This is a genomic window from Shewanella sp. Choline-02u-19 (assembly GCF_002836205.1).
Taxonomy (GTDB): domain Bacteria; phylum Pseudomonadota; class Gammaproteobacteria; order Enterobacterales; family Shewanellaceae; genus Shewanella.
On the sequence record NZ_PJBE01000013.1, the window covers coordinates 2,068,438 to 2,091,070 of the forward strand.

Consider the following 22,633-nt stretch of genomic DNA (forward strand, 5'->3'; position numbering starts at 1 on the left):
CACGACTTAGCGTAATTTGTAGCTAAACGACAACATCACTTGGTGTGCGTTATAGTCATGGTTGATATCACCGAGCGTCACCAGCCCTGAAATGCTGTCTACATCCACCACTGCTGCATCGGTGTCATAGTAGCGTTCATAGCGATAACTCAGTTTTAATGCCATTTGCTCATTAAGCGCGTAATCCGCGTATACACTGGCACTGTGGTTATAGCTGTAGTAGTCACCATAAGGCTGGCTACCATCAGCGGTTACATAGGTGTCACTTATCGAGTTACTAAATAGGTAATCTAGCCCCAACGTCAGCTGGTCTTGCATCAAACCGCCATAACTCAAACCAGCACCAATATTGATAAACTCATCTTCAATATCGGTATACCAATCCGCGGTGCTGTAAGACTGACTGCCCGCTTGCGACGAGTTAATCCATTGCTGCCCAACAAATCCATAGGCATCAATCTGCGAACTCAATTGCATATTCAAGTTCACGTCATAGCCGTAGTCGTCTGACTCGGTTAAGCCGATTTGTGTTTCGTCATAATCGTCTTTGGCATATCGAGCGCTGAAATCAACACTCACCCAATCAAGCGGCATATGCGCAACTTTGAGCTCTACCGAATTACGTGTACGGTCGGCCAAGTAGTATTTGCGCATTAAACTATTTTCTTCTGACGACGTAAGTGCATCGGTTTCATACGTTGAGCCACCACGATTGGCGTACTCGGCATTAAGGTTGATGTTAAAACCCTCCAATGCGCGGACGTTAAACTTCATCCATAAGCTGTCATCCTTGGTTTCTTCGCGATCGCTAAAGCTACGCTCGACTTCTTTACGGTCATAGCCCGCTTGTAAGCGATAACCACTGGCAATGCGATAACTGGCATTGACCTTGTAGGTACTACGCTCATAATCTCGCGGCGTATTTTGCCTAAACGCACCTGTCACACTGTTGTAGTTGTACTGTGCAAATTCAGCCGTTGAGCTTTTATTATCACGATCGCTGTAATCAACACTGCCGCCGAGACGTAAGCGATTACTGACCATGGAGGTTACGGCCAATCGGCCATCTAAAGTGTCGACTTGACCATCCCAACTTTGCAGCGGGTTGCCGCTCATTTGGATTAAGTCTTCATCTTGGATCATTCGTCCTGACACCAAGCGACCACTAATGACGGTGCGGTTTAAGCGGTACTGACCTGATAACGACACTTGATGTGCTTGGTTGTCTGGGCTGGCAGCGTAAATGTCGTCGCTGTACGGTAAGCTCAAATCACTGATGCTGTTCTCGTAAGCACTCCCGAAGTAACTCAACTCGGTGAGCCAGTTATCACCATGAAACGCAATACCGGCATCCCACTGCTTAGTGGTCGCATCGACAGGTAAACCAAAATTCACTGGCTGAGGCGTCACGATACTGCTGGATTGATGACCGGTTTTATCTTCTTGGTTATAACGTATAAAGCCGCGGTAAAAGTCCTGCCCATACTCCAGCCCTAAACCTAACTTTTCACGCTCTAAGGCCAAGTCAAATTGATTGATACTAGTACTTGGCGTGAGCAAACCCTTGTTGTGCCATAGCTGACTTTGGACATCTCCGGCTTGGTAGGTTTTCAGTGCCGCGTAATCAACGGCCACCTCATACAAACCTGCCTGCCCTAGCGTAATACTGGCAAAACCATTATCCATTCCGAGCTGATGTGCTTGAACATTAGCGCGGTAACCTGATTTAGCTTGGTAGTTAACATCACCACTCACTGCACCCACAAAGCCCTCTTCAGCGGTACCTAATGCATTACCGGCATGGATATCATCGATATCGTTATAGCCCGCCGCGACACTCACCTCACTGCGGTAAGCACTACTATCGCCACAGCGCTTACACTCATATTGACTGGTATTTACCTTGCTAGTGTTAGCTTGCCCGACGCCAAAGCCAGCGGCGAAACTAGTCCCTGACACCGCCAATATCGACAACGTAATAAGATTGATTTTGAATGACATAATCTTGCTCTCCCTTAACGTTGCAGCAAGCTGCCTGATGGGTGGTTAGAACCATGAATTTGGCTATGGCAGTTCAAACAACTCTTACCGCCGCCAAAGGCGTCCATTCCTGGTTCAACAACCACGCGACTGGCGTGTCCATCATTGACGTGGCACTGCTGACACAACTGTGGCGCACGCTGCTTGACCATGCCTTCATTGACACTTCCATGGGGGTTATGACAGGTAACACAATCTTCAGTTACAGGGGCATGCTCCCATAAGAAAGGACCCCGTTTTTCGGCATGACAGCTGTAACAAGTGTCGTTTACTGTGGCTTTAGTCAGGGCGTTTTCACCCATAGATCCGTGAGGCGCGTGACAATCGATACAAGTCATCTCGTCCCATTTGAGCGGATGAGATGAGCGTTTACTCATGTCATTTTTTTGCTCGGCGTGACAGCTGACACAAGTATCATTGACTGTTAACTTAGCTAGCACAGGGTCTTTAGCGGCATGCACGTTATGGCAATCACTACAGGCTATTTCTTCAAGGTTATGTGTACTGCTGTGCCAGCTCATCTGCTGCGCATCGTTATGACAACCTTGGCAGACACTGTTTTTCGTTGTTGCGGCTAACTGACTCTGAGGTCCAAAGCTAATCATTGGCTCTTTGCCGCCTTTATTATGCTTACCTTGCGGGCCATGGCATGCTTCACACTGTAAGCCTGACATCGGTGAGTTAGCGGTAGTGCCTTGACCATGTGCACCATCAAATATCGCCATCACTTTAGCGTTTTTACGATGGCACATAAGGCAAGAGTCAGCGCCTTTTGCGGAATATTGGCCCGCGGCAAACTTATCCATTAAGGTTGCTTCAAGTTCATCTGCAGATAAATCATCCCACGCAGTGGCATTCACTTGCGGTAATATGGATAAAGTACAGATAATGCAGAGTAATTTAATTGTGTTTCGATACCATTTCATAAATACACCTTTGACGCATGTTTAAATAAAATACTGTAGGAACCTTATTAAGTCAGTAGTCTCAACAGCATTAAAATCAATATACATTAGAAATTTAAAGTACCTAAAACGCCTTTTATTACCTTAGCACCCATAATATTTAAAACGTTTTAAACAATTAAAAACCTAGGGTGCCAATTTAACTAAAAACACCAACAAAAACCTACATACCCATATATAAAATAACAAAAACCCAGTGACCTACCTCACAAAACAATAAAGTGTAGCAAAATCTAACATCAGTCCCACTTATTAATAAAGTGGGACTGACACCACAATTATATAGGCTTAAAAAGTTATCTATTGTATTTACAACATTATGTAAATAACCTTTTATCGGTTATTTATAGATTGACGAGGTTTTAAAATGGTACAGGCCATATCTTTAAGTGCAGAAATGAAAAGTAAGGCCACTATTTTCATTCCTCAAGAGGTTAACAGTGATATACACCGTTACTTTTTATTAAATGGTGAAACCAAAATAATAAAAAAGGGAAGTTCAATCCCAAAGAGCATATTGCTACATAATTTCATATACTTAGATGATGGAATTTTGTTTTACATTAAGCGTACTAATGATTATACAAGACCAAAGTTTGTCAACATTATCATCCCCAATAGATTGACTGATTATCATTTACTGCTTGAAGATAATTGCACTTGCTGTAAAACAATCAAGGCAGCCAGAGATAGTAAAATTATAGCCGTCCCTAAAATATTGATTACAGGACTAATAGAAACAAACATTAAACTTTTCACTAAGTTTATGTTTGACTCTAATTTCTTCATGGAAAGGCAAGCCGCTCTTACACTTTTTTTATTGACCTCGTCACCTGAAGAAAAATTAATCAAATTCCTGTTTGATATTTTAACGTCAACCCATACTGACTTTTCAAGTGATTGGCTTCCATTTAACTTTAAATTAACTAGAGAAGAAATATCCGATGTACTACATATAAGTGTAATAAAACTAGACTTGATGCTAGGTGCATTACGAAAGAAAAATCTAATAAAAAAGGAAGATAATGTTCTCTTAATTAACCCTGCGATATTCAATGAGTTATCGCCGTGCCCTTTAGGTCGAGAGGATGCCACTGGTTGCAAATCTAACAACATGAAAAAATTTAAATCACAAAACATGATTGACATTAATAATACTTAATATTTAGACGCCACATCAATTCGATAACTAATGATCGACAGATTGATCATCTGACACTCCCATCATCACAAAAAAAACTCAGTATTCCATACGCTTGTGCCTGTTGAATACACCACCGCGCTGTTCATCAAATCCCAGTTCTAGACGCTACTACCCCAGGTGTTTTATCGATTAGGCAGCTTGTTTCCTAATTGGCATCCCTAGTTCCATGTCTTTGTTGATTGCTTTTATACCCGCTCAAGCTTCACCTAGCTCGGCTAGGTAATCCCAAAGGCTAAGTTTCGGACTAACCAACTGCTTATATCGATATATCGCTGTTTCAGATAGTGACCTTTGATGATAATCACCCGGTAGTCGTACCGCTTGAAGCTGCAAGCTCTTTTAATTGTTCTTTTTTTCATACGAATTATACCCAATAATTCATTTTAAAATCCTGCACGAATACTTGGAAATCAACCTTAATATAAGGAGACGGCCTCTTTGGTTTATTGATGACTGGCATTACAAATATTCTTACAGTGGATAGCGACAAAGCCAATATATGCCAAATTTCATACTAGATGCATTAGATAAACTAAATAAAAAGTGAACTTGTGAAAATATTTCGAGTTTCAAATCTAACAAGCAATGGGCAGAAGTTTGTTGGAGCTAATGTTCAAAATAATTCATATTATGGCTTCCAAAATATTAGACCAGAATATTAGTTGTTCGCCAAATAACTAATAAAAATAGAAAATAAAAATATGAGTTTTGTAAAGGCTCAATTTCCCCTTACTCAATCCTACTTACTTCCGATACCTACATTTAGAAAAAAGAAGTAACTATAATCACAGGATAATCACTAAATCAGGGAATAATGAGTTTGTTCGCAACACTAGATAACCTAAGAAAATACTTAAAAAAAGAGGAGTCACATAGAAATACAACTTTGTATAAGGACGAGGTATAACTGTACTTTTTACTTAACCTCATGAATATTAGCTTGGATAAAGGGGATTGCTCTCAAACTGAGGGCTAACTAGCAATTACTTTTATTAATGACTTTTTGAGTATGCACATTAGTCACAATGAGTTCACTACAAACCAATTAGAACCACATCAAATTCAACACAGCTAATTATATTATTGAAATGCTGTCACTCCTTTTAAAAGAAGTGATGAACCAGACTTTTGGACAATTTTTACCTAAGTCTTTATTGGTCTTTCAAATGATTGAAAATTCAGTGAAGGAGTTTAAATTTGGACAATTAGCAATAACCAGCTCTATCTAATATTACAGAGGGACCTGGAGGCTTTCTGTTAGCGAAACTTACTTAGTGAGAGACATCTATTGCAACTCCTACCGATAGAAGTCCTGCAATTGCACCAAAGCGCTCAATTTGCTTTCGCATTCTGTAGCCTACAAAAATGTAGTTCTGCCGGGAAAAGATACTTTATGTATCTTTTTTTCGTTTAAGCGGTTTAAAACCTAACAATAAAAGACATCGCTCAGCTCTTTGCAAAGTACCGTTCTATACACAACCTTCCCTCTCAGTACCTCGACATACTCGATACTTAACATCACCAATTTTGTCTTTTTATCAAACCTACTTGGCATTTCATCCAATAGCTGGCTATGCAGTCTCTTTATGTCATTAAAGATTTGCAGTGATTGGGAGAACAGCATCACTTTGTCGTAATAACCGTGCTTAAGGCCATATAGCCACTTTTGCAGAATGGTTTGTCGTGCTGCTTTGGTTTTAAATGAGTGCTCTATTTCAATTGCTGTGATAGTGCCATCAGGCTCTAATGCTATTCTATCGACATTACGTACATCATTTGATTTAAACAGCCGCTTAAACTCAGGCTCGGTGACAAACGAGTACCAATAGGGTTTATCGGTATTATCTTTTACTGTGTTATGTAGCTCTTTAAGCTGAACGTACTGCATCATCAGGTCATGCATTATGGTGTTTTGATTGACGCGTAAGCTTGGCTCTCCGGCGCGGAAATATACCGCTACCGATAACAGCTCTTCTGCATATTTGGCTCCCGCGTAATCGAGTATATAAACCCGGCCATCGATTGAGCGATGTGTGATAACCAGATTCAATAATTTTTCACTAACAAGCTTGTTCAAATGCTCCAATGCGAGACGCTGAGGGATACCGTAAAGCCAAGCGACTATGGTCGGAGATGTCAGGCCAAAACGGGCGACAAGTTTCATGGTCATCACTCGCCTTGCTTTGCCTATTTGATTGTTGTTAGCGCCTTGCTGATAACGCATGGGTATTGATAGGTAGGGTTGATACTGAGAGCTCTCTTTACCTGAAGTATCGAGTGTTTGATTTATCAGTTGTTGCGGGATATTTTGGTTATACATCTTGATACCTGTCATTCAGTTCATAATCGATATCTAGAGATAGAGCTTTATAATACAAACTATGGTGACTCAGACAAATAAGTGCAGTTTTTCGTTCCGAGAAGCTTATTTCCCCCTCTCGGAATGAAAATAGCGATAACCATCGCTACCAAGCCAGGTGTTGCCTAATGATTGAATCACTTCGTGACACATTCATATGCCTTGAAACGCACGCCAGTTCTGATGACTCGTCATCGACACTGTCTTACGAGCTACGCTCTAGCTTTTCAAGACATCAAACGCGCATGTTTCACATGCTGTTAATTGCAAATAATCGTGCCGAATTTTGCTGTAAGAGCACACATTCGTTTGGGTGTAATAGTTAGAAATGAGGGTTTTTCAATCTAAAAATGTAGAAAACATGGGGAAGTTGGGCCAAACTTTTTGTTGCTAACAGTTCAGTCATACAAGTTTGTAATTTAGCAATTTTTCATTAATGTGTATAGGGAGTGGTGAACATTTAAACAACATAGAATGGAGACGAATATGAGTGAAAATCTTAATTACGACCCTCAAGCTAACGTCGATGGCACCCCTATGGTTATGGTTCCTGGAGCAGATGTGGATCTGCACGGTAATCCTTATGGTGTAACCGAGTCGCCTGTCGATTCAAGTTGCACCGCGATTGAAAACAGTTTCAACAGCTCAATAGACTGTGGCGTTGACACGTCATTCGATAATTCGTTTGACAGTGGCTTCGACTCATTTAGCTCAGGGTTTGACGATTTCTAAATGTCTCGAAAAAAACTAACCACGGACCAGACAACGAGTATCCCGTTAGTATTCGGTGCAATGCTATTGCTCTGGGTATTCTATATCTATGTTGAAACTGATGATATTCGATATCTCATCGTCTATAGTTTAGGAACATGCAAACTGATTATTGGCACTTCAACATACCAAGCCCTTTGCAAGCAAGATCCGAGAAAAGTAAACTTATGGTGCGCCAGTTACTATGTACTGTTTCGAATAATCTAGTTGACCATCATTTTAAGGAGAGCATATGTACTTTTTAATCCCTACCTTCGTGCTAGTTGTCGGTATTCTCTACTTAATCAAACACGCAAAATATTAATTGTAGATACGCTCTTTGGCTGGCTTATCGAGCTAAAAGAAGAGTTAATTCAAATCATTTTTGGACAAAAGTGAGCTAGAGCATTAGCTGATATTGATTAAAAAAAGTATCTTGGTTTATCCAATGGACGCAATTTGTACCGCCTTTATCTTGCAAGATACAAGACCGGCCCCCGAAAACCGACAGCATCCTTGCTGTCGAAGGTCACTACCCGCGTTCACACCTAATTGTTTATCTTTTCGATTTAGGCTAATTGCTTACGAGCTCTCCTATTTATAAATTGGTATAATTTCGAAGACTCTCACCAACGATGTTTAGAATAACTTCTTGCTTTTCCGATTCAAAACCATCATGCCTTGAATTATACTTTTTATAAGCAGAGGAATTCATAAACTCAGCAATTTCCTTTCGCTCTCTATCTGTAAATATGATTTCTTTTACTGGTGTATTACCAAGTTTAACAAGCTGATTATTACGGAAGTAACCCAGCATTCTTTTACCAGTATTTGTTGATAGAAATGTACCAACTTTTTCAAGTGTTGCAACATCAAAATATTTATCATTGACCATTGCAAGTTCAATTATCAGCTTATTCTTTTCAATATCAGATAACTTGAACCCACTTAATGCATCACATAGCTTCTTACTAGATTGATTATCATTACAATTTGAATTAATCCCATGTATAACACCATCAACAGCCTGATCAGCAGCATTTAATACAACTATTAAAATAACCGACTCTCTTGTGGGTTCTCTAGCCGCATAAACAAGAGTGCTAGAAAATATGAATAACGCAACAACTAACTTATTGATACTCATGCTTCCCCCAATTAAAACACTTATAAATATAAACAATAAAAAATAATAACAGCTCAATGCCATCTTAAACGAGAAACTTTAGAATAAAGATACCGTTCAAAATCATCACATCTCAGTACAATATAATCATAGCCAGCCATTATCAATCAATAACATAACGCCTGTACTGTCGTTTATCAATGTTCTACTTACAGTTTAATCAGGCCACCCACAGCACAAAGGGGTCGTAGCTAATTAACATTTAGAGCGTAATAGATGAGAAAATATAAGGCTATATCTGCTTAACATAAGATAGCTAAATCTCTACCGCCAACACGCATTGGGGCATAAGTGAGTTAACTTCAGGCCGATACATTCCAATGGCCTATGGCAAGCGTATGTACAGACGCAACTGAGACTCGCCGTAGCTCTTTATAAAAGAAAGGGTCCATGTAAGCTCAACGATGGCTTCTGACCTCCAAGAATGAAATGCATTAAAAATAAGTAACCTTCGCTAAAAGTTTATATTCTAATAAAATATGGAATTGCCACTAAAATCACACCAACAATAAGCAACATAGTCACACTAGACATAAAGTATGGGAATACAAAAAGCGATAAACCTATACATAATGGCACTATCGCTTTTTGCCTGCGGCCATACATAAAGTAGCCCATGCCAATACTGCCAAACAACACACTCCAAACCATTATTGATGCACTATCCATTGGGGTACCACCTGTTTGATGTTGATTGCCATATAACGTGCTGCCAATAAGCGAATTTAGTGTTAGCGGGCCATTTAAAGTCAACCACTATCAAAGACGTAAAATGTCCAACGGTAGAGCTTTGTTGATATACATGTCACTGTAAAGCTTAAATTCAACAGACAATGTCACTCGCCTTCATTGCAAGACTCACTTCAATTCAAAGGTGCCTAAATCCAGAAAAAAAGATCATATTGTTCAGACAACAGTTTGAGGCTCATGGCTATCGACATCGTCACTACTAATGGCTTGATAATTTTAGTGCCTTTAGTTAGCACCAAGCGCGAGCCGAGTGTCGCGCCGATTGCCTGCCCTACCAGCATGACACCACCAAGCATCCAAAACACTTTGCCGCCGATGGCAAAAAAGATCAACGAGGCAATGTTAGTAGAAAAGTTAAGAATTTTAGCATGTGCTGTCGCTTTCGCAAGGCCGTAGCCCGCCAAGGAGACAAACGCTAAGGCAAAGAAACTGCCGGTACCGGGACCAAAAAATCCATCATAAAAACCCACACCTAATGCGGCCGTAAAGGCAAATACTGCCGGTGTCAGTACTTGGTGTTTTTCCTCTTCAGTAATTTTTTTCGAAAATAGAAAATAACCACCAATACTTAGAATCAGAAACGGCAACATAACCTCAAGAAAAGCGGTGTCTATCATCTGCACGGCAATGGTACCTATTGCTGCCCCAATAAAGGCACAGAGGATACTCAGCTTCATATCTGCCAAATTAATAAGACCTTTACGGACAAAGTACATACTGGCAAAGAAACTACCACCACAGGCTTGTAATTTATTGGTGGCTAATGCGACTGTTGGTGGTAAACCTGCCCACATAAGCGCAGGAATGGTTAACAAACCGCCGCCACCTGCTATTGCATCGATAAAGCCGGCAACGACTGCCACAAAAAATAGCAGAGCAATAAGCTCTATGGTGAGTTCAATTGTCATTTAGGCTTCAGGTTAAGTTAATGAGTAAAGTGCCGCTATTAAACGAGGTTTGCAGTTAAAACACAAAGGAGTTATCGTATTGTTAGTGTGAGTTAAACTCACACGAGAACTCATGCAAGAACTCATACAAAGTAAAACAAGGCATAACGAATGTACTCTCATCTTCCACCACTTAACTCGCTACGCGCCTTTGAAGCTGCAGCTCGATTACTCAGCTTTACAATTGCTAGTAAAGAACTATTTGTGACTCATGGTGCTATCAGTAAGCAGGTTAGAATATTAGAGGAGTATGTGGGTACCCCATTGTTTATTCGGCAGCACCGTAGCCTAAAACTCACCGATGAGGGTGAGAGGTACTTTGTTAATGTTCAATCAGCATTACAGACGATTAATAACGCTACTGCCGACCTAATTGATCATCCGTTACGCACTCAAACCTTGGCCATTAACGTGCTACCTAGCTTAACCATTAGTTGGCTTATCCCACGCATGGAGGATTTTAAATCTCGATTTCCACATCTTTATGTTGATCTCTCAATTGGTGACTTTGATGTTGATTTCAGTAGCGCTAAATATGACATTGCAGTACGGAGCGCCACTTCTATTCCGAAAGGGGTCAATGTGATGAAGTTAATGGATGAAGATCTTTGCCTTGTGTGCTCACCAGAATTAAGCCAACAGTTAACATCTCTGGAGTCAATCAACCAGATGACACTGCTTAAACATACCACCCGGCCTGATCTTTGGCAGCTTTGGGCTGAAGATGTGGGGATTAAGCTAACAACAAAAAACAAGTTTGGTGTAGAACACTTTTACATGCTCAGCCAAGCGGCTGTAAGTGGTATGGGCGTCGCCCTTATTCCACGTTTTTTTATTGAAGATGAGCTTAAAAGTGGCACGCTAGTGATCCCTTTTGTGGCGAAATTCACGAGCCCATACAGCTACTACCTCTTAACGCCTAAATCGAGCAACCTATCATTAAAAGTACAAGCCTTTATTGATTGGTTACTCGAACTCTTTAGCCCCTATAGAGAGACGTAACAAATTGGCTATTTTACCAATGTGTTATCACTATAACTCTGCGATGTCGAACAGTTCTAAGTAACTGAGACCAGGCTCGACAGCGATCTCAAAGCGCAACACTTTAAGACAGGCATCAAAAAGAGCCTCTCCAAACCATTGTCTATCGAAGGCTTCTAGGGCTTGGATAATACCTGCTTGCCCCAAATCACCTTTTACATTATCGGGAGCCAATGCATCAACAAAGCTGGCCACCAGTCCATAAAGATCTTTCTCAGCTTGCCCTTCAACATCCCACAGCGTGGGATCCGCATATTGACTTGCGTAATGACTCGCGGCGATATCTAGGCCAATACCAAAGTTCACCAGAATCGCTTTATTGGGGTTACAGATGATATTTTTAGGACAAATAGCCCCATGGTAGATATCCATTTGATGCATATACTGCAAGCCCGTAAGCAGCTGGGTAAACCATTTAATAGGCAGACCCAACTCAATTGCCGGTAACTCATCTATGGAGACGCCATACTCCCACGCTCGAGCAATAAACAGCTCTTCACTTTGCGGCAGTTGGCCGAAGGCGAGGACTTTTTCTATATGGGGGTGAAAAAGTTTAGCTAAACTCCGATAAGTGTTACTGAGCATAGACCAATTGGCTTCGACACTGCTATAGATTGATATACCGCACTGATATTGTCCCTGCAGGTGTTTTGCCCGCCAGAATTGACTTGTCTTAGTGGCTGCAATAAATTGCTCCAACTCAAAATGATGATCAATAACGGCGCCTTTAGTGATCTCAATTTTTTCAGGCACCGTATCGCACACACCTTGGTCGATCAATGCAGAGAGATCGCAGCGCAATGCATCTAAGTCATTGGTTTCACCCGCAACAGCGGCGCGATACCATTGATAGACTCGAGGTTGCTTAGTCTGCTCAGCGATCGCTAAGAACCCTTGTGCATAGGCTTTGATATCGTTGTTAACACTCAGTGTGTTTTTGATATCGATGAATTCGACATCACCCATGTCTGATACAAAAATACAGTTGCTCGTCCAGCCACTGACGGTAAAGCCGCGACGATGGATCTGTTGTAAGCCTGACACACTGCGACGCAGTATTTCTAGCAGCTGATAAGTGGTCATCAGCTCCGACTCAAGCACATTAAGCGGCACACCACGCGGCATACGAATAGGCAAAACGAGTTGCTCGCCGTCTTGTATTAATGGCGCACAATAGGGCACACCACTGCAGCCAGACAACGCTTGTAGGCGTTGAAATTCAGTTCTAAGTTGGGCTTCATGGGTTTCAGATTGGCTGCTATCGTCAAACTGAGTCGGGATTAATACTTTTAACAGCCAAGGAGCGGTCCACTCACCCGGATTATACTCCGCCTGCCAGACTTCTAATCCACTTTGAATAAATAGACATTTGAGTTTGGTGAAATCTTGGATTTTGTTATTACGTTGCTCAACGATGGCGACTTGGCCAATGGTTTCAAGCACCAGCTCTTTTTGGGTATTCGTCACTTGATGCTTTCTAGGTGCAGTCAGTCCCCACTCTGTGGTTAGCGCTGCGACAATCTGTTTTGGAGTATAGATACTCAAAGAGCCTTGCTGCTTTTCAAGTTCAATCTCTTCCCCTTTACGGCCAGTAATAAACACCATGCCTTGGCACCAAGGGGCATAAACACCAACAGGGATCTTATGCTTGACGTTACCCGCTAAGACACGAGCAACGTAGTTAGCCTTAGCTAGGCTATTGTCGACTTCACGTCCATCAAGAGACCAAGCGTGCAGACCAGCGTCTAATCGGCCGATATAGCCTTTAACGTCAACAACGTAAACGCCCCACTCGCCAATAACGAGTGCATCAACTTCCATTGCCTGACCAGATTTAGTGGGGATCTCAACATTGGTGAGTAAAATATAATCTTCTGGAAGTTCATCAGCGAGCAATGAAAATGCCCAACGTTCAGCATCATTTACCGGCGTTCCAAAACTTATCATTCTTGCCATTCTTTTCTCCCTCTGTGGCAATTATTTTTATTTTTCCTTTTAACATTCTCAACGTCTGGACACAAAAAAGCCACTAATAAAGTGGCTTATTTCAAAACTCATTTTCAGAGCTGATGTTTAACACTCATTAGTGTTTACAATCATCACTGCATTCATGGTCTTCATCAGCAAAGTCGTCGTCACCTTCTTGGTTCTGCATTACGCCCCACCCGTCAGTTACGCCGCCAAACTCTTGAGCAAACTCATGCAAGCTAAGTTCTTGCTCTACAATGGTGTTGTAGTCAGGAACCATATTGAGGCATACGATAAGTTCCCACTTACCTGATTCATCATTTAAGAGAAGCTCAATTTCGCCTTCTAGATCTGACTTGCCTAACTCTTCAGTTGCTGTCTCAGCATCACGTTGATCTTCAAAAACCAAAAAGAAGTCGACATCAAGTGCAACCGATAGATCGATACCTGCATCGGCCATTGCTTGTAGCATTTTGCCGTTATCATCATCTGGAAACTGCATATTAATCCTCTACTCGCTTTCTTCGGACGCTGCAATAATCTGAACTGATTCGTCATTAAAGCTGACAACTTCACCCGCAATGACTTTTTTACGTTTACGGGTCTCAACTTCACCGTTAACCGTCACTTTGCCTTCCGAAATAATATGCTTAGCTTCTCCGCCACCGCTTATCATTCCTTGGACTTTTAATACTTTGTATAACTCGATATATTCTTCGCCTGACTTTAATGTCAGCGTTGGAGTATCTGAACTCACTTTAATTCGCCTTAAATTTACTAAACTACTGGCATTATAACACTCAAATCATCAAGCGAGCGCACGCTTTATAGCGTGACTAAACTCTTTCTGCCACAAGTAGGCCATAAAATCGTTCATCTAGCCATTCATCACCCACTTTCCAGTTATGACGTAACAAACCTTCTTGTAGAAAATGGCACTTTTCGAGTACTTTTGTTGACGCTATATTAAGATCAGCACAATGGGCGATAAATTTATGTGGCATAAATGAAATACATGCCCAATCAATCAACCCTTGCAAAGCTTCAGTGGCATAACCTTTTCCTTGCGCGTTATCATGCAGCATATAGCCTACTTCTAACTGCCCAAGAATTTGGCTTACATTATGTAAGCTCACAAAACCAACAAAACGTTTACTGTGTACGGCTTCAATAACTAAAGATAACTGTTGGTCTTCTTTAAAGTTATTGGGGATGAGTACACGCTCGAACTTTTGACGTATTACCGATTCAGACTGAGGAATACGAACGTATTGATTCAATATTTCACATGAATTAGTGTATAAAAAATCATCCCAATCGCTGGCGATAACGGTTCTTAACCTAAGTCTGTCGGTATACAGCTCGAGCATGCCTTATCCTTTATAGACAACTAAACAGCAGGCGGATTAGCCTCTGCTCGTCACCTCTAACAAGTGGTAACCGAACTGTGTTTTAACAGGACCTTGAACTTCGTTCAAAGGCGCGTTAAATACCACTTCATCAAACTCTTTAACCATCATACCGGGTCCAAATGAACCTAAATCACCACCTTGGGCAGAAGATGGGCAAGACGAGTTTGCTTTAGCGACATCACCAAAATCAGCACCACCAAGGATCTGTTGTTTTAGCTCTTCACACTGCTGCTCTGTATCTACTAGTAGATGTCTTGCTGTTGCTTGTACCATGGATTAACTCCTATAAATTAAAATAATTGCCTGTTTGGCAAAATTAAACCCCGCTAGTATATCCCAAATATTAGCGGACATTCCAGCGGGTTTATCAGTTACATATTCTATTGTTGTGACGCTATCCAGTCATTAATTTTCAGTTCCATCACTTCCATAGGCAGTGAGCCTGACGTCAATATTTGATCATGGAAAGCGCGTAAGTCAAACTTATCACCTAGCGCTTTTTCAGCTTGTGCACGCAATGACAATATTTTTAACTGACCAATTTTATAAGACAAGGCTTGTCCCGGTATCGCCATATAACGTTCGACTTCAGCAATAATGTCAGACTCAGCCATGGGCGAGTTATCTTTCATATATTGTATTGCTTGCTCACGAGTCCAACCTTTTGCGTGTAGCCCTGTATCCACCACCAAACGCATAGCACGTAACATTTCGTCTGATAACTTTCCAAAGTACTGATACGGATCAGTAAATAGCCCCATCTCGATACCTAAGTTTTCAGCGTATAATGCCCAACCCTCTTCGAATGCAGTGTAGTTACCAAAGCGCTGGAACTCAGGCACTCCGGTCAACTCTTGCTTAATCGAAATCTGAAAGTGATGACCAGGTGCGGCTTCATGCAGTGATAAAGTAGTCATGCCCCACTTTGGCTGCGCCTTAAGGTTATAGGTATTAACGTAAAACACCCCTGGCCGTGAACCGTCAACCGCTGGAGATTCGTACGACGCACCCGCTGCCGATTGTTCTCTGAAACTTTCGACCGGCTTAACGATATAATCTGCCTTTGGCATGATATTAAAGTACTTAGGCAACACAGCATTAATTTTGTCTTTAAGCTGCATATAACCATCAATAAGCCCCTGACGGTCATCAAAGAAATACTGTGGTTCTGAAGAAAGTGAGGCAAAGAAAGCCTTTAAGTCGCCTTTAAAACCCACTTCTTTGCGTACTTTATCCATCTCCGACAATATACGGGCAACTTCGTCTAAACCAATTTTATGGATCTCATCTACCGGCATCGTCGTTGTAGTATGAGTGTTAGCAAGGTGTTGGTACCACATTTTGCCATTGGGTAAGCCCCACCAACCGTCAGTTGCACGAGCGGATTTTAGATAAGTGTTTTGGAAATAATCACGTAGTCCTGTTAAACCAGGTAAAAGCTCGTCTGTAATGAGTTGCTTATATTCAATGGTGAGTGCTGTTTTGTCTGCGACAGAGAAAGACTCAGGCATTAAGCTTATTGGCGTGTAAAACAGACTATCTTCAGGGGTTGAAACTAATTGAGCCGTCAATTGAGGAATGATGCGATCGACTAACACTCTCGGTAACACCACCTTACTCTCAATCCCTTCATTCATACGCACTTGCGCCATCTTCATCCACTCGATGAACCCTTTTAAACGTTTCTCCCAATTACGGTAATCTTCTACGGTTTGAAAAGGTTGAGCACTTTCGCCACTACCAAGCTGCACCATGCTAATGACGGTGCTGTAAAACTGATTCATTGGCATAAAATGGTTAGGAAAAGTCTCATCCGCCATAGCGACATTGCGGTCGTAGGTAAACATGTCATAACTTAGCTTTAAGTCATTAGACAGTTTACTACGGTCGATTTTTTTTACGTCACTCAGATAACGCTTATTCAAATTATGACGGTGTGTCAGGTATTCGTCAGACAACCCATCACCAAATTTATCGTTATAATCATTAACGCCTACGAACGTTGCATAAATAGGTTCAAGCGCTAAATACTCTTTAAAATAATTACCGACCAATACTAAATAAGCTTGTTCCACTGTTTGTTGTTGGCTTAATTGCGTGCTCTTATCTACATCTGATTCATTTAATTGAGTATTCGCTTTATCACCGCAACCCGTCATACCGAGTACCATGCTAATAGATAGTGCGACTATCGCCTTTTTCATTCTAATCTTCCTTTTATTCACTGTAAGTGAGCGATCTTTTCTATACTTAACCACAAGTCTCATTAGGAGTGGCTCATGATTTACTCTTTTAGTAATTCTGGTTTTAGAGATCCTGAAACAGGTGTGTATAACCAAACCTATTTTATGGAAGTATTCAATCGAGAATGGCATCGCCATATACGTGACCACCAAAGTCTTGCCTTATTGTATCTATGCCCGCACATTCATGAAACTATTTCCCAGCCTCAATTGTTAGAATTATTCATGAAGCAAGTCCAAGATGCACTTATGCGTACCAGTGATCTGCTAGCAAGACTTGATAATCAGTCTTTTGCGTTGGGGATTTTTGAAACTGACGAGATGGGTACAAAAATTGTAATCGATAGATTAGAACATAAAATTGCCGATTTCAATCAAGCATTTCAAGCCAATAGCCACTCTGAGATATCGTATGAACTAACGGGTTGTATCTGTTATCCGAGCGCGAACGTTTACCTTGAAACATTGTTTGAGACTGTCGAACAACAAACAATGAAAATGCGCAGTAACAGTGCCTTTAACGAAACACTGATTCATCTACGAAGCTAATTTAAAACTATCACTATGTGCTTATTTAGCACCCATAAAAAAAGCCTCTTAAAAAGAGGCTTTTTCGATATCAAAAAATTAAAGTGTTACGTTATGAACGCGCGCTTTTTCTTTGATATATGACAGGTAACTCTTAGCCGCTCTTGCTGTTTTCTTATCTTTAGCTGCAAGATTCGCATACTTATATGCGCTCTTATACTGCTTCAGGTTGAGATAAGATAAAGCAAGCTCAAACTGAGCTTCTCCTGGGTTCTTTACGCCAGCATCAAGTGCTTTTTTAAGGGCTGCGATTGCAGGCTTACTTTTACCATCCAAAGACAAGACACGTCCTTGACGAAGGTAAAGCTTACCGTCATTGTTTATCGCGGCCGCTTTGCCGTAAGTCGCAGCAGCTTCTTTAAACTCTTTCGAGTTATGATAGAAACCTGCCAAGATAGCGAGGGTTTTTTGATCTTCCTTCACTAAACCAGACTTCAAATGCTTAGCATAGATTTGAGCAGCACGGTATGGCGAACCATTTTGTGCCAACAACTGCGTTAAACGTTGAATGTTACCCGGAGTCTCCAAGAATCCATTCATATACGCTAAGTCATAAGTGGCCAAGGATTTTGTAAACTCCTCTGTCATCAAATAGAACTGAGCGAGCTGAACCCATAGACGTTTATCGTCTTGGAACAAAGGCACCATTGTCTCGAGGACTTTTACGGCCTCTTTGTATTTCTTTTGGTTAAAGTAAGCCGTCAGCTTCATTTGATACAAACCTTTATCAGGCTTGTCAACGATTCCTAGACCTTTATCTGCAACTTCAAGAACTTTGTCCCACTGCTTTTGTTCAGAATACGCAATACCTATACGACGATATACGCCTGCATCTTCCTTACAAGTAAACTCCATCCAGCTGTAATAAGCTGGAATAGATTCTTTAAAGTTTTTCTCTTGAATTAAGAGATCAGCATAAAGTCTTAGAGTTTGAGCATGATCAACACCACCGAGAATATTCGACTCAACGGCTGCTTTTAAATACTTAACCGCCGTTTTCATTTGCCCTTTTTCGGCGTAGAAGTTACCTAGCATACGAGCAACATAAGCTTTATCGAAACTATTTTTAGCATTTACTTCCAACAATATCGCTATAGCTTCGTCTATATCGCCTTCAGTATATGCTTTGAATGACTTCTGTACTTTTTTAGCCGCACTTTGGCCTACAGCCTTAGATTTACGCTGTTCAATCGGGCATTTTTCTGCTGCAGAAACAGCAGGCACTACAACCAGACTTCCCCCAAGACAAAGCATTAAGGCAGCAGCGATAGAAGTTACTTTACTCATACCTACTTTCCTCCCTTATCAAAAGTGAAATCCAATTGAACCGTTTGTCCTGGAACACGCTGCGCTTTACCATCGATAATTCTAGGCTTGTATTTCCACTTTTTCAGGGCTCTACGAGCTGCTTTATCAAAGATACGCTTAGGTTGAGCCTTGATGACTTTAACGTCTTCAACACCACCTAATGTGTTAATGGTAAAGCTAAGTTGAACCCAACCCTCTTTGCCATCACGTGCTGCTGCTATTGGATACTGAGGTTCGATTCGTACGATTGGCGTAGCATCACCATCGCGCGTCATCATATTACCTAGTTTAAATCCAGTGTTAGCACCACCGGCATCAACTCCACCCATATTAAATGACATGTTAGTGTCGATGTCAGATGAGTTATCGGGCGGTGTTACGTCCGGCTTTGGCGGCTGCTCTGGGGGCGTAGGCGGTTTAGGCTTAACCCTTGGCTTTTTCTGCGCTGATGCATCGTCTTTGTTCATGGTTATTTCAATGACAGGTGATTCTGTCGAGGCATCGTGGCGGGTTGGACCGCCACCTACCAAAAAGGCCATGAAGACAAACAAAGCAAAAGTCACAGCACCACCAATAATGAATGATACTATTCCTCTCAGCATACTAGTCTTTCCCCGCCGACACAGATATCTTATCGATACCCGCAGCTTTAACGTTATCCAGAACCTTAACCACTAAACCATGTTTAGCGTCTTGGTCTGCTTGAATTAATACCGCTGCCTCTGGTGCTTCTGCAAGCATACGTTCAACGTTTGCAGTTACACGTTCGATATCAACTTGACGGTTTTCCATCATGATGACACCTGTCTTGCTCACACCAATAAAGATGTTAGCAGAAGGCTTCTTAGTCGCTTGTGACGCTTCAGGCTTGTTATAGTCAAGACCTGATGGCTTTACAAACGAGGTTGTTACAATAAAGAAGATCAGCATGATAAACACGATGTCGAGCATCGGTGTCATATCAATCTCTGCTTCTTCGTCTACGCTTGAATGCTTTCTACGTGCCATGTTCAATCTCTCTCTAGTGGTGCGGCATGCTGTCTTTTAGCTTCGCTAAACTGATTTTCATTTTTGCGTCAAGGCGAGTACTAAAAAAGACTCCCGATAACGCTGCAACCATTCCTGCCATTGTCGGCATGGTTGCCATTGAAATACCAGCTGCCATCATACGAGCATTACTCGTTCCATGAACTGCCATCACATCGAATACTGATATCATACCGGTTACGGTACCTAGCAGACCTATCATAGGACAGATTGCAACTAAGGTTTTGATAAGCAGCATACGTGCCGTTAAATCTTGCTTCGCTTGGGATACCCAAGCTTCACGGATGCGGTGTGCATACCAAGAGGTTGAATCCTCTCGTGCTTCCCATGCGCTAATGATTGCTGAGTGCTCTTTTGGTGATATCCAATTGAGATACCAGTAGCGCTCAAGCATCAATACCCACATGACAAACAATACACCTGCCACTAACCAGAGGATGTCTCCTCCGGCGGCCATGAAGCCCCTGACGGAATCCCAGATATCCATCAGGAATAACATTAGGCTTTCCTCTTCTCTGCGTGTGAAGCAACAATACCCGCACTTTGCTCTTCTAGAACTTGTACGATTGACTTACTACGTGCAATAACAATCGCATGCATAAGCATCAGCGGTAGCGCCGCAACTAGACCTTGAACCGTTGTCATCAATGCCATAGAGATACCACCAGCCATTAACTTAGGATCGCCCGTACCAAACAATTGAATGCTTTGGAAGGTTGCAATCATACCGGTTACTGTACCCAGTAGACCCATCATAGGAGCGATAGCTGCTAGAACCTTGATGATAGAGATACGTGTTTCAAGCGCTGGCGTTTCTTTTAGAATTGCTTCATCAAGTTTCAGCTCTAGCGTTTCAACATCAACATCTTTGTTGTCCTGGTATGCTTTAAGTACACGACCTAATGCGTTATTACCTGGGTTATCTATATTCTTGCGTTGAGCCTTAACTTTAGCGCCAACAATACCTAGCGTAATAAGACGCTCGATAGAGATCATGCCACCAAGTATAAGTAGCGCGATAATGATGTAACCAATAGTTCCACCCGCCTCAATACGCTCTTCTATAGTTGCTTTTTGGGTAAAGATGTTTAATAGAACACCGCGAACAGGGTCAATATAAAGGTTAGCAGTACCAGAAGTCGCTTCTTGAAAAGCAGCTGCTGATTTAACTTGATAACCACCAGGTTGCTGTGAAAGCTCTTGGATTAGGCTTAGATCAGAGTTAAATACAACGTACTTGCCATCAGCTAGAAGGTTGTATGCACCAATACGAGTAATCATTGTGTTATGCACGCTACCATCAATGGCAGTAACAGAACCTTCAAAATTAACAACTTTTCCAGACTCAGCCATTTCAAACAGCTGCTCTTCCCAGAAACGTTCTAGCTCATCAATTTTTGGAAGTTGCTTACGAGCACCAAGATCAGCGATGAATACTTCGCGACCAGGATACTGTGCAGAAATGTTAGATCCAGCTAGCTTACCAGCGAAATCACCAGCATCACCTTTAACAACACCAAACATTTCACCCAAGTCACCCTGAGCTGTTTTTAAGTCTTCTTCTAACTGACCGATTTTACGCTCGTTATCCAAAAACGCTTGATTCAAATCTTTACCACGTTGACGCTCTGTTGCTAGTGCGTTTTTTTCACGCTTTAGCAATGCAGCTTTATCGCCACGCTCATTCTTAAACTCTTGCTCACGCTTCGCGTTTGTCTTAGATGCATTAGCACGATCAACCTTTACTTGATTAAGCAGTTGGTCAATTGTTTTAGGTGCATCTGCAGCACTTGCGAAACCAGCGGTAAATAACAGGCTTGCAGCAACGATTGCTGTAGTAATTAACTTCTTCATTATTGTGCAGCCTCCGCAGCAGGAATTGGTAAGGAGAATAGATCTGGTGCGCCCTGTTTACGAGCAATACGGATACCTTTGGTGAGCTCGCGAAGATTACTATCTTCTAACTGGTCCCAACCTTTAGTTTCTCCGTTAAACATCCACGCAGACTTCTGATCCAAGCTCATTGCGTATAGTGATACACGACCGAAGTTGAAAAAGTCTACTAGTACCTCTTTACCGTCTAGCTTAAGTTGACCTGTTTTAACCGCAAGAGAAGTACCGTACTCACGTTCAATTGAGTATGCATCAAGAATGAGGCGATACTTTTCAGCCAATGTGACTTCAGCGCTATTAAGAAGCGTCTTAAGATTGTTCACTCGTGCTACACGTGTTTCCAGATTAAACGGTAGATCTAGAGCAACAAACTGCTCTAGTGCATCAACCATTTTGAACATCAATGGCACTACGCCCTGACGTAATGAATCAACGCCGTTGATGTCACCTTGAATAGATTTCATGGTTGCTTCTTGGTCCGCAACCAAGCCAGCTACATAATCGTTATAAGATTTTAGTGATTCACGTTCATCAGCAACTGAACCGTACTCGAACAACATGTCCTGAGCTTGGTCAAAATACTTATCAACTTTTTTCTGAGACGTTGCAGCTTCAGTGTGAATTTTACTGTCTGCTTTCTGAGCGTCAGAAAGAGGATCTGCAATCACTAAGTTACTGCCGGCTAAGGCTAGTGCGCCAATGAGCGCTGTAGCGATTTTTGTTTTATTGCTTACCTTGGACATAGTTCCCAACCAATTTGAAGTGATTAAAAAAGCTTTAACTTATCGACAACAGGGTGCGTACGCTTATTCTGCTTTAGTTCCCAGTGCCTAAGCTCGTCTTTCTATTGTGATTGTTAATTATTATATTCCCTTTTCTACACCTTCGAGGGTGTAGACCCGTTAGCATCATTCCACAAAATGTTGACCTAT

General features: G+C 41.6%; 22 protein-coding genes and 1 pseudogene. 4 read left to right on the plus strand and 19 right to left on the minus strand.

Annotated elements, in window-relative coordinates:
* Positions 1 to 6: 6 nt before the first annotated feature.
* A complete protein-coding gene (locus CXF83_RS15780; RefSeq protein ID WP_101089285.1) occupies positions 7 to 2,001 on the minus strand; it encodes an MtrB/PioB family decaheme-associated outer membrane protein in 1,995 nt (664 codons plus the stop codon).
* Between the two features lie 14 nt (positions 2,002 to 2,015).
* A complete protein-coding gene (locus CXF83_RS15785) occupies positions 2,016 to 2,966 on the minus strand; it encodes a DmsE family decaheme c-type cytochrome (RefSeq protein ID WP_101089286.1) in 951 nt (316 codons plus the stop codon).
* A gap of 436 nt (positions 2,967 to 3,402) precedes the next feature.
* Between CXF83_RS15785 and CXF83_RS15790 the strand changes: the two genes are divergently transcribed.
* Positions 3,403 to 4,167, plus strand: coding sequence for a Crp/Fnr family transcriptional regulator (locus CXF83_RS15790; RefSeq protein WP_232775128.1), 765 nt, complete (start codon positions 3,403 to 3,405; stop codon positions 4,165 to 4,167).
* Positions 4,168 to 4,338: 171 nt separating this feature from the next.
* On the opposite strand, the pseudogene CXF83_RS15795 reads toward CXF83_RS15790, so the two are convergent.
* Together CXF83_RS15795 and CXF83_RS15800 are read right to left on the minus strand one after the other, a co-directional pair.
* A pseudogene (locus CXF83_RS15795) lies at positions 4,339 to 4,548 on the minus strand (IS5/IS1182 family transposase); the annotation flags it as partial.
* Between the two features lie 1,087 nt (positions 4,549 to 5,635).
* Entirely contained in the window at positions 5,636 to 6,529 is an 894-nt protein-coding gene (locus tag CXF83_RS15800) for a hypothetical protein (RefSeq protein ID WP_232775129.1), read from the minus strand.
* Positions 6,530 to 7,054: 525 nt separating this feature from the next.
* Between CXF83_RS15800 and CXF83_RS15805 the strand changes: the two genes are divergently transcribed.
* Positions 7,055 to 7,300: a hypothetical protein gene (locus CXF83_RS15805; protein ID WP_101093552.1), complete on the plus strand. Its 246-nt coding sequence runs from the start codon at positions 7,055 to 7,057 to the stop codon at positions 7,298 to 7,300.
* Between the two features lie 616 nt (positions 7,301 to 7,916).
* On the opposite strand, the gene CXF83_RS15810 is transcribed toward CXF83_RS15805, so the two are convergent.
* The 3 genes from CXF83_RS15810 to CXF83_RS15820 form a co-directional block, all read right to left on the minus strand.
* On the minus strand, positions 7,917 to 8,465 hold the full coding sequence (locus CXF83_RS15810; RefSeq protein WP_101093553.1) for a hypothetical protein: 549 nt from the start codon (positions 8,463 to 8,465) through the stop codon (positions 7,917 to 7,919).
* Between the two features lie 501 nt (positions 8,466 to 8,966).
* Positions 8,967 to 9,173: a hypothetical protein gene (locus tag CXF83_RS15815; protein ID WP_101093623.1), complete on the minus strand. Its 207-nt coding sequence runs from the start codon at positions 9,171 to 9,173 to the stop codon at positions 8,967 to 8,969.
* A 209-nt stretch (positions 9,174 to 9,382) separates the two neighbouring features.
* Positions 9,383 to 10,162, minus strand: coding sequence for a TSUP family transporter (locus CXF83_RS15820; RefSeq protein WP_101093554.1), 780 nt, complete (start codon positions 10,160 to 10,162; stop codon positions 9,383 to 9,385).
* Positions 10,163 to 10,312: 150 nt separating this feature from the next.
* Between CXF83_RS15820 and gcvA the strand changes: the two genes are divergently transcribed.
* A complete protein-coding gene (gcvA, locus tag CXF83_RS15825) occupies positions 10,313 to 11,203 on the plus strand; it encodes a transcriptional regulator GcvA (RefSeq protein WP_101093555.1) in 891 nt (296 codons plus the stop codon).
* 30 nt (positions 11,204 to 11,233) lie between these two features.
* Here gcvA and CXF83_RS15830 read toward each other — a convergent pair whose 3' ends face one another.
* The 6 genes from CXF83_RS15830 to CXF83_RS15855 form a co-directional block, all read right to left on the minus strand.
* Positions 11,234 to 13,198 carry an NERD domain-containing protein kinase family protein gene (locus CXF83_RS15830; RefSeq protein ID WP_101093556.1) on the minus strand — a complete coding sequence of 655 codons (1,965 nt, stop codon included), beginning with the start codon at positions 13,196 to 13,198 and terminating at the stop codon, positions 11,234 to 11,236.
* A gap of 127 nt (positions 13,199 to 13,325) precedes the next feature.
* Positions 13,326 to 13,712: a ribonuclease E inhibitor RraB gene (locus tag CXF83_RS15835; RefSeq protein WP_101093557.1), complete on the minus strand. Its 387-nt coding sequence runs from the start codon at positions 13,710 to 13,712 to the stop codon at positions 13,326 to 13,328.
* 9 nt (positions 13,713 to 13,721) lie between these two features.
* Positions 13,722 to 13,967 carry an RNA-binding S4 domain-containing protein gene (locus CXF83_RS15840; protein WP_180961101.1) on the minus strand — a complete coding sequence of 82 codons (246 nt, stop codon included), beginning with the start codon at positions 13,965 to 13,967 and terminating at the stop codon, positions 13,722 to 13,724.
* 79 nt (positions 13,968 to 14,046) lie between these two features.
* Positions 14,047 to 14,580, minus strand: coding sequence for a GNAT family N-acetyltransferase (locus CXF83_RS15845; RefSeq protein ID WP_101093558.1), 534 nt, complete (start codon positions 14,578 to 14,580; stop codon positions 14,047 to 14,049).
* Positions 14,581 to 14,616: 36 nt separating this feature from the next.
* Positions 14,617 to 14,895: a peptidylprolyl isomerase gene (locus CXF83_RS15850; protein ID WP_101093559.1), complete on the minus strand. Its 279-nt coding sequence runs from the start codon at positions 14,893 to 14,895 to the stop codon at positions 14,617 to 14,619.
* A 107-nt stretch (positions 14,896 to 15,002) separates the two neighbouring features.
* Positions 15,003 to 16,826, minus strand: coding sequence for a DUF885 domain-containing protein (locus CXF83_RS15855; RefSeq protein ID WP_101093560.1), 1,824 nt, complete (start codon positions 16,824 to 16,826; stop codon positions 15,003 to 15,005).
* A 75-nt stretch (positions 16,827 to 16,901) separates the two neighbouring features.
* On the opposite strand from CXF83_RS15855, the gene CXF83_RS15860 reads away from it, so the two are divergent.
* Positions 16,902 to 17,414, plus strand: a complete 513-nt coding sequence (locus CXF83_RS15860) for a diguanylate cyclase domain-containing protein (protein ID WP_101093561.1) — start codon at positions 16,902 to 16,904, stop codon at positions 17,412 to 17,414.
* Positions 17,415 to 17,492: 78 nt separating this feature from the next.
* Here CXF83_RS15860 and CXF83_RS15865 read toward each other — a convergent pair whose 3' ends face one another.
* The 6 genes from CXF83_RS15865 to CXF83_RS15890 are packed head-to-tail and all read right to left on the minus strand — an operon-like array spanning position 17,493 to position 22,444.
* Positions 17,493 to 18,740, minus strand: a complete 1,248-nt coding sequence (locus tag CXF83_RS15865) for a tetratricopeptide repeat protein (protein WP_101093562.1) — start codon at positions 18,738 to 18,740, stop codon at positions 17,493 to 17,495.
* A gap of 2 nt (positions 18,741 to 18,742) precedes the next feature.
* On the minus strand, positions 18,743 to 19,363 hold the full coding sequence (locus tag CXF83_RS15870) for an energy transducer TonB (RefSeq protein WP_101093563.1): 621 nt from the start codon (positions 19,361 to 19,363) through the stop codon (positions 18,743 to 18,745).
* A gap of 1 nt (position 19,364) precedes the next feature.
* The gene (locus CXF83_RS15875; protein ID WP_101093564.1) at positions 19,365 to 19,769 is read right to left on the minus strand and encodes an ExbD/TolR family protein; all 405 of its coding nucleotides are present in this window, start codon (positions 19,767 to 19,769) and stop codon (positions 19,365 to 19,367) included.
* 13 nt (positions 19,770 to 19,782) lie between these two features.
* Complete coding sequence (locus CXF83_RS15880; RefSeq protein ID WP_101093565.1) at positions 19,783 to 20,307, minus strand: MotA/TolQ/ExbB proton channel family protein; 525 nt, start codon at positions 20,305 to 20,307, stop codon at positions 19,783 to 19,785.
* Positions 20,307 to 21,662: a MotA/TolQ/ExbB proton channel family protein gene (locus CXF83_RS15885; RefSeq protein ID WP_101093566.1), complete on the minus strand. Its 1,356-nt coding sequence runs from the start codon at positions 21,660 to 21,662 to the stop codon at positions 20,307 to 20,309. Before CXF83_RS15885 ends, CXF83_RS15880 begins: the two co-directional genes overlap by 1 nt.
* Complete coding sequence (locus CXF83_RS15890) at positions 21,662 to 22,444, minus strand: DUF3450 domain-containing protein (RefSeq protein WP_101093567.1); 783 nt, start codon at positions 22,442 to 22,444, stop codon at positions 21,662 to 21,664. Before CXF83_RS15890 ends, CXF83_RS15885 begins: the two co-directional genes overlap by 1 nt.
* Positions 22,445 to 22,633 lie beyond the last annotated feature (189 nt).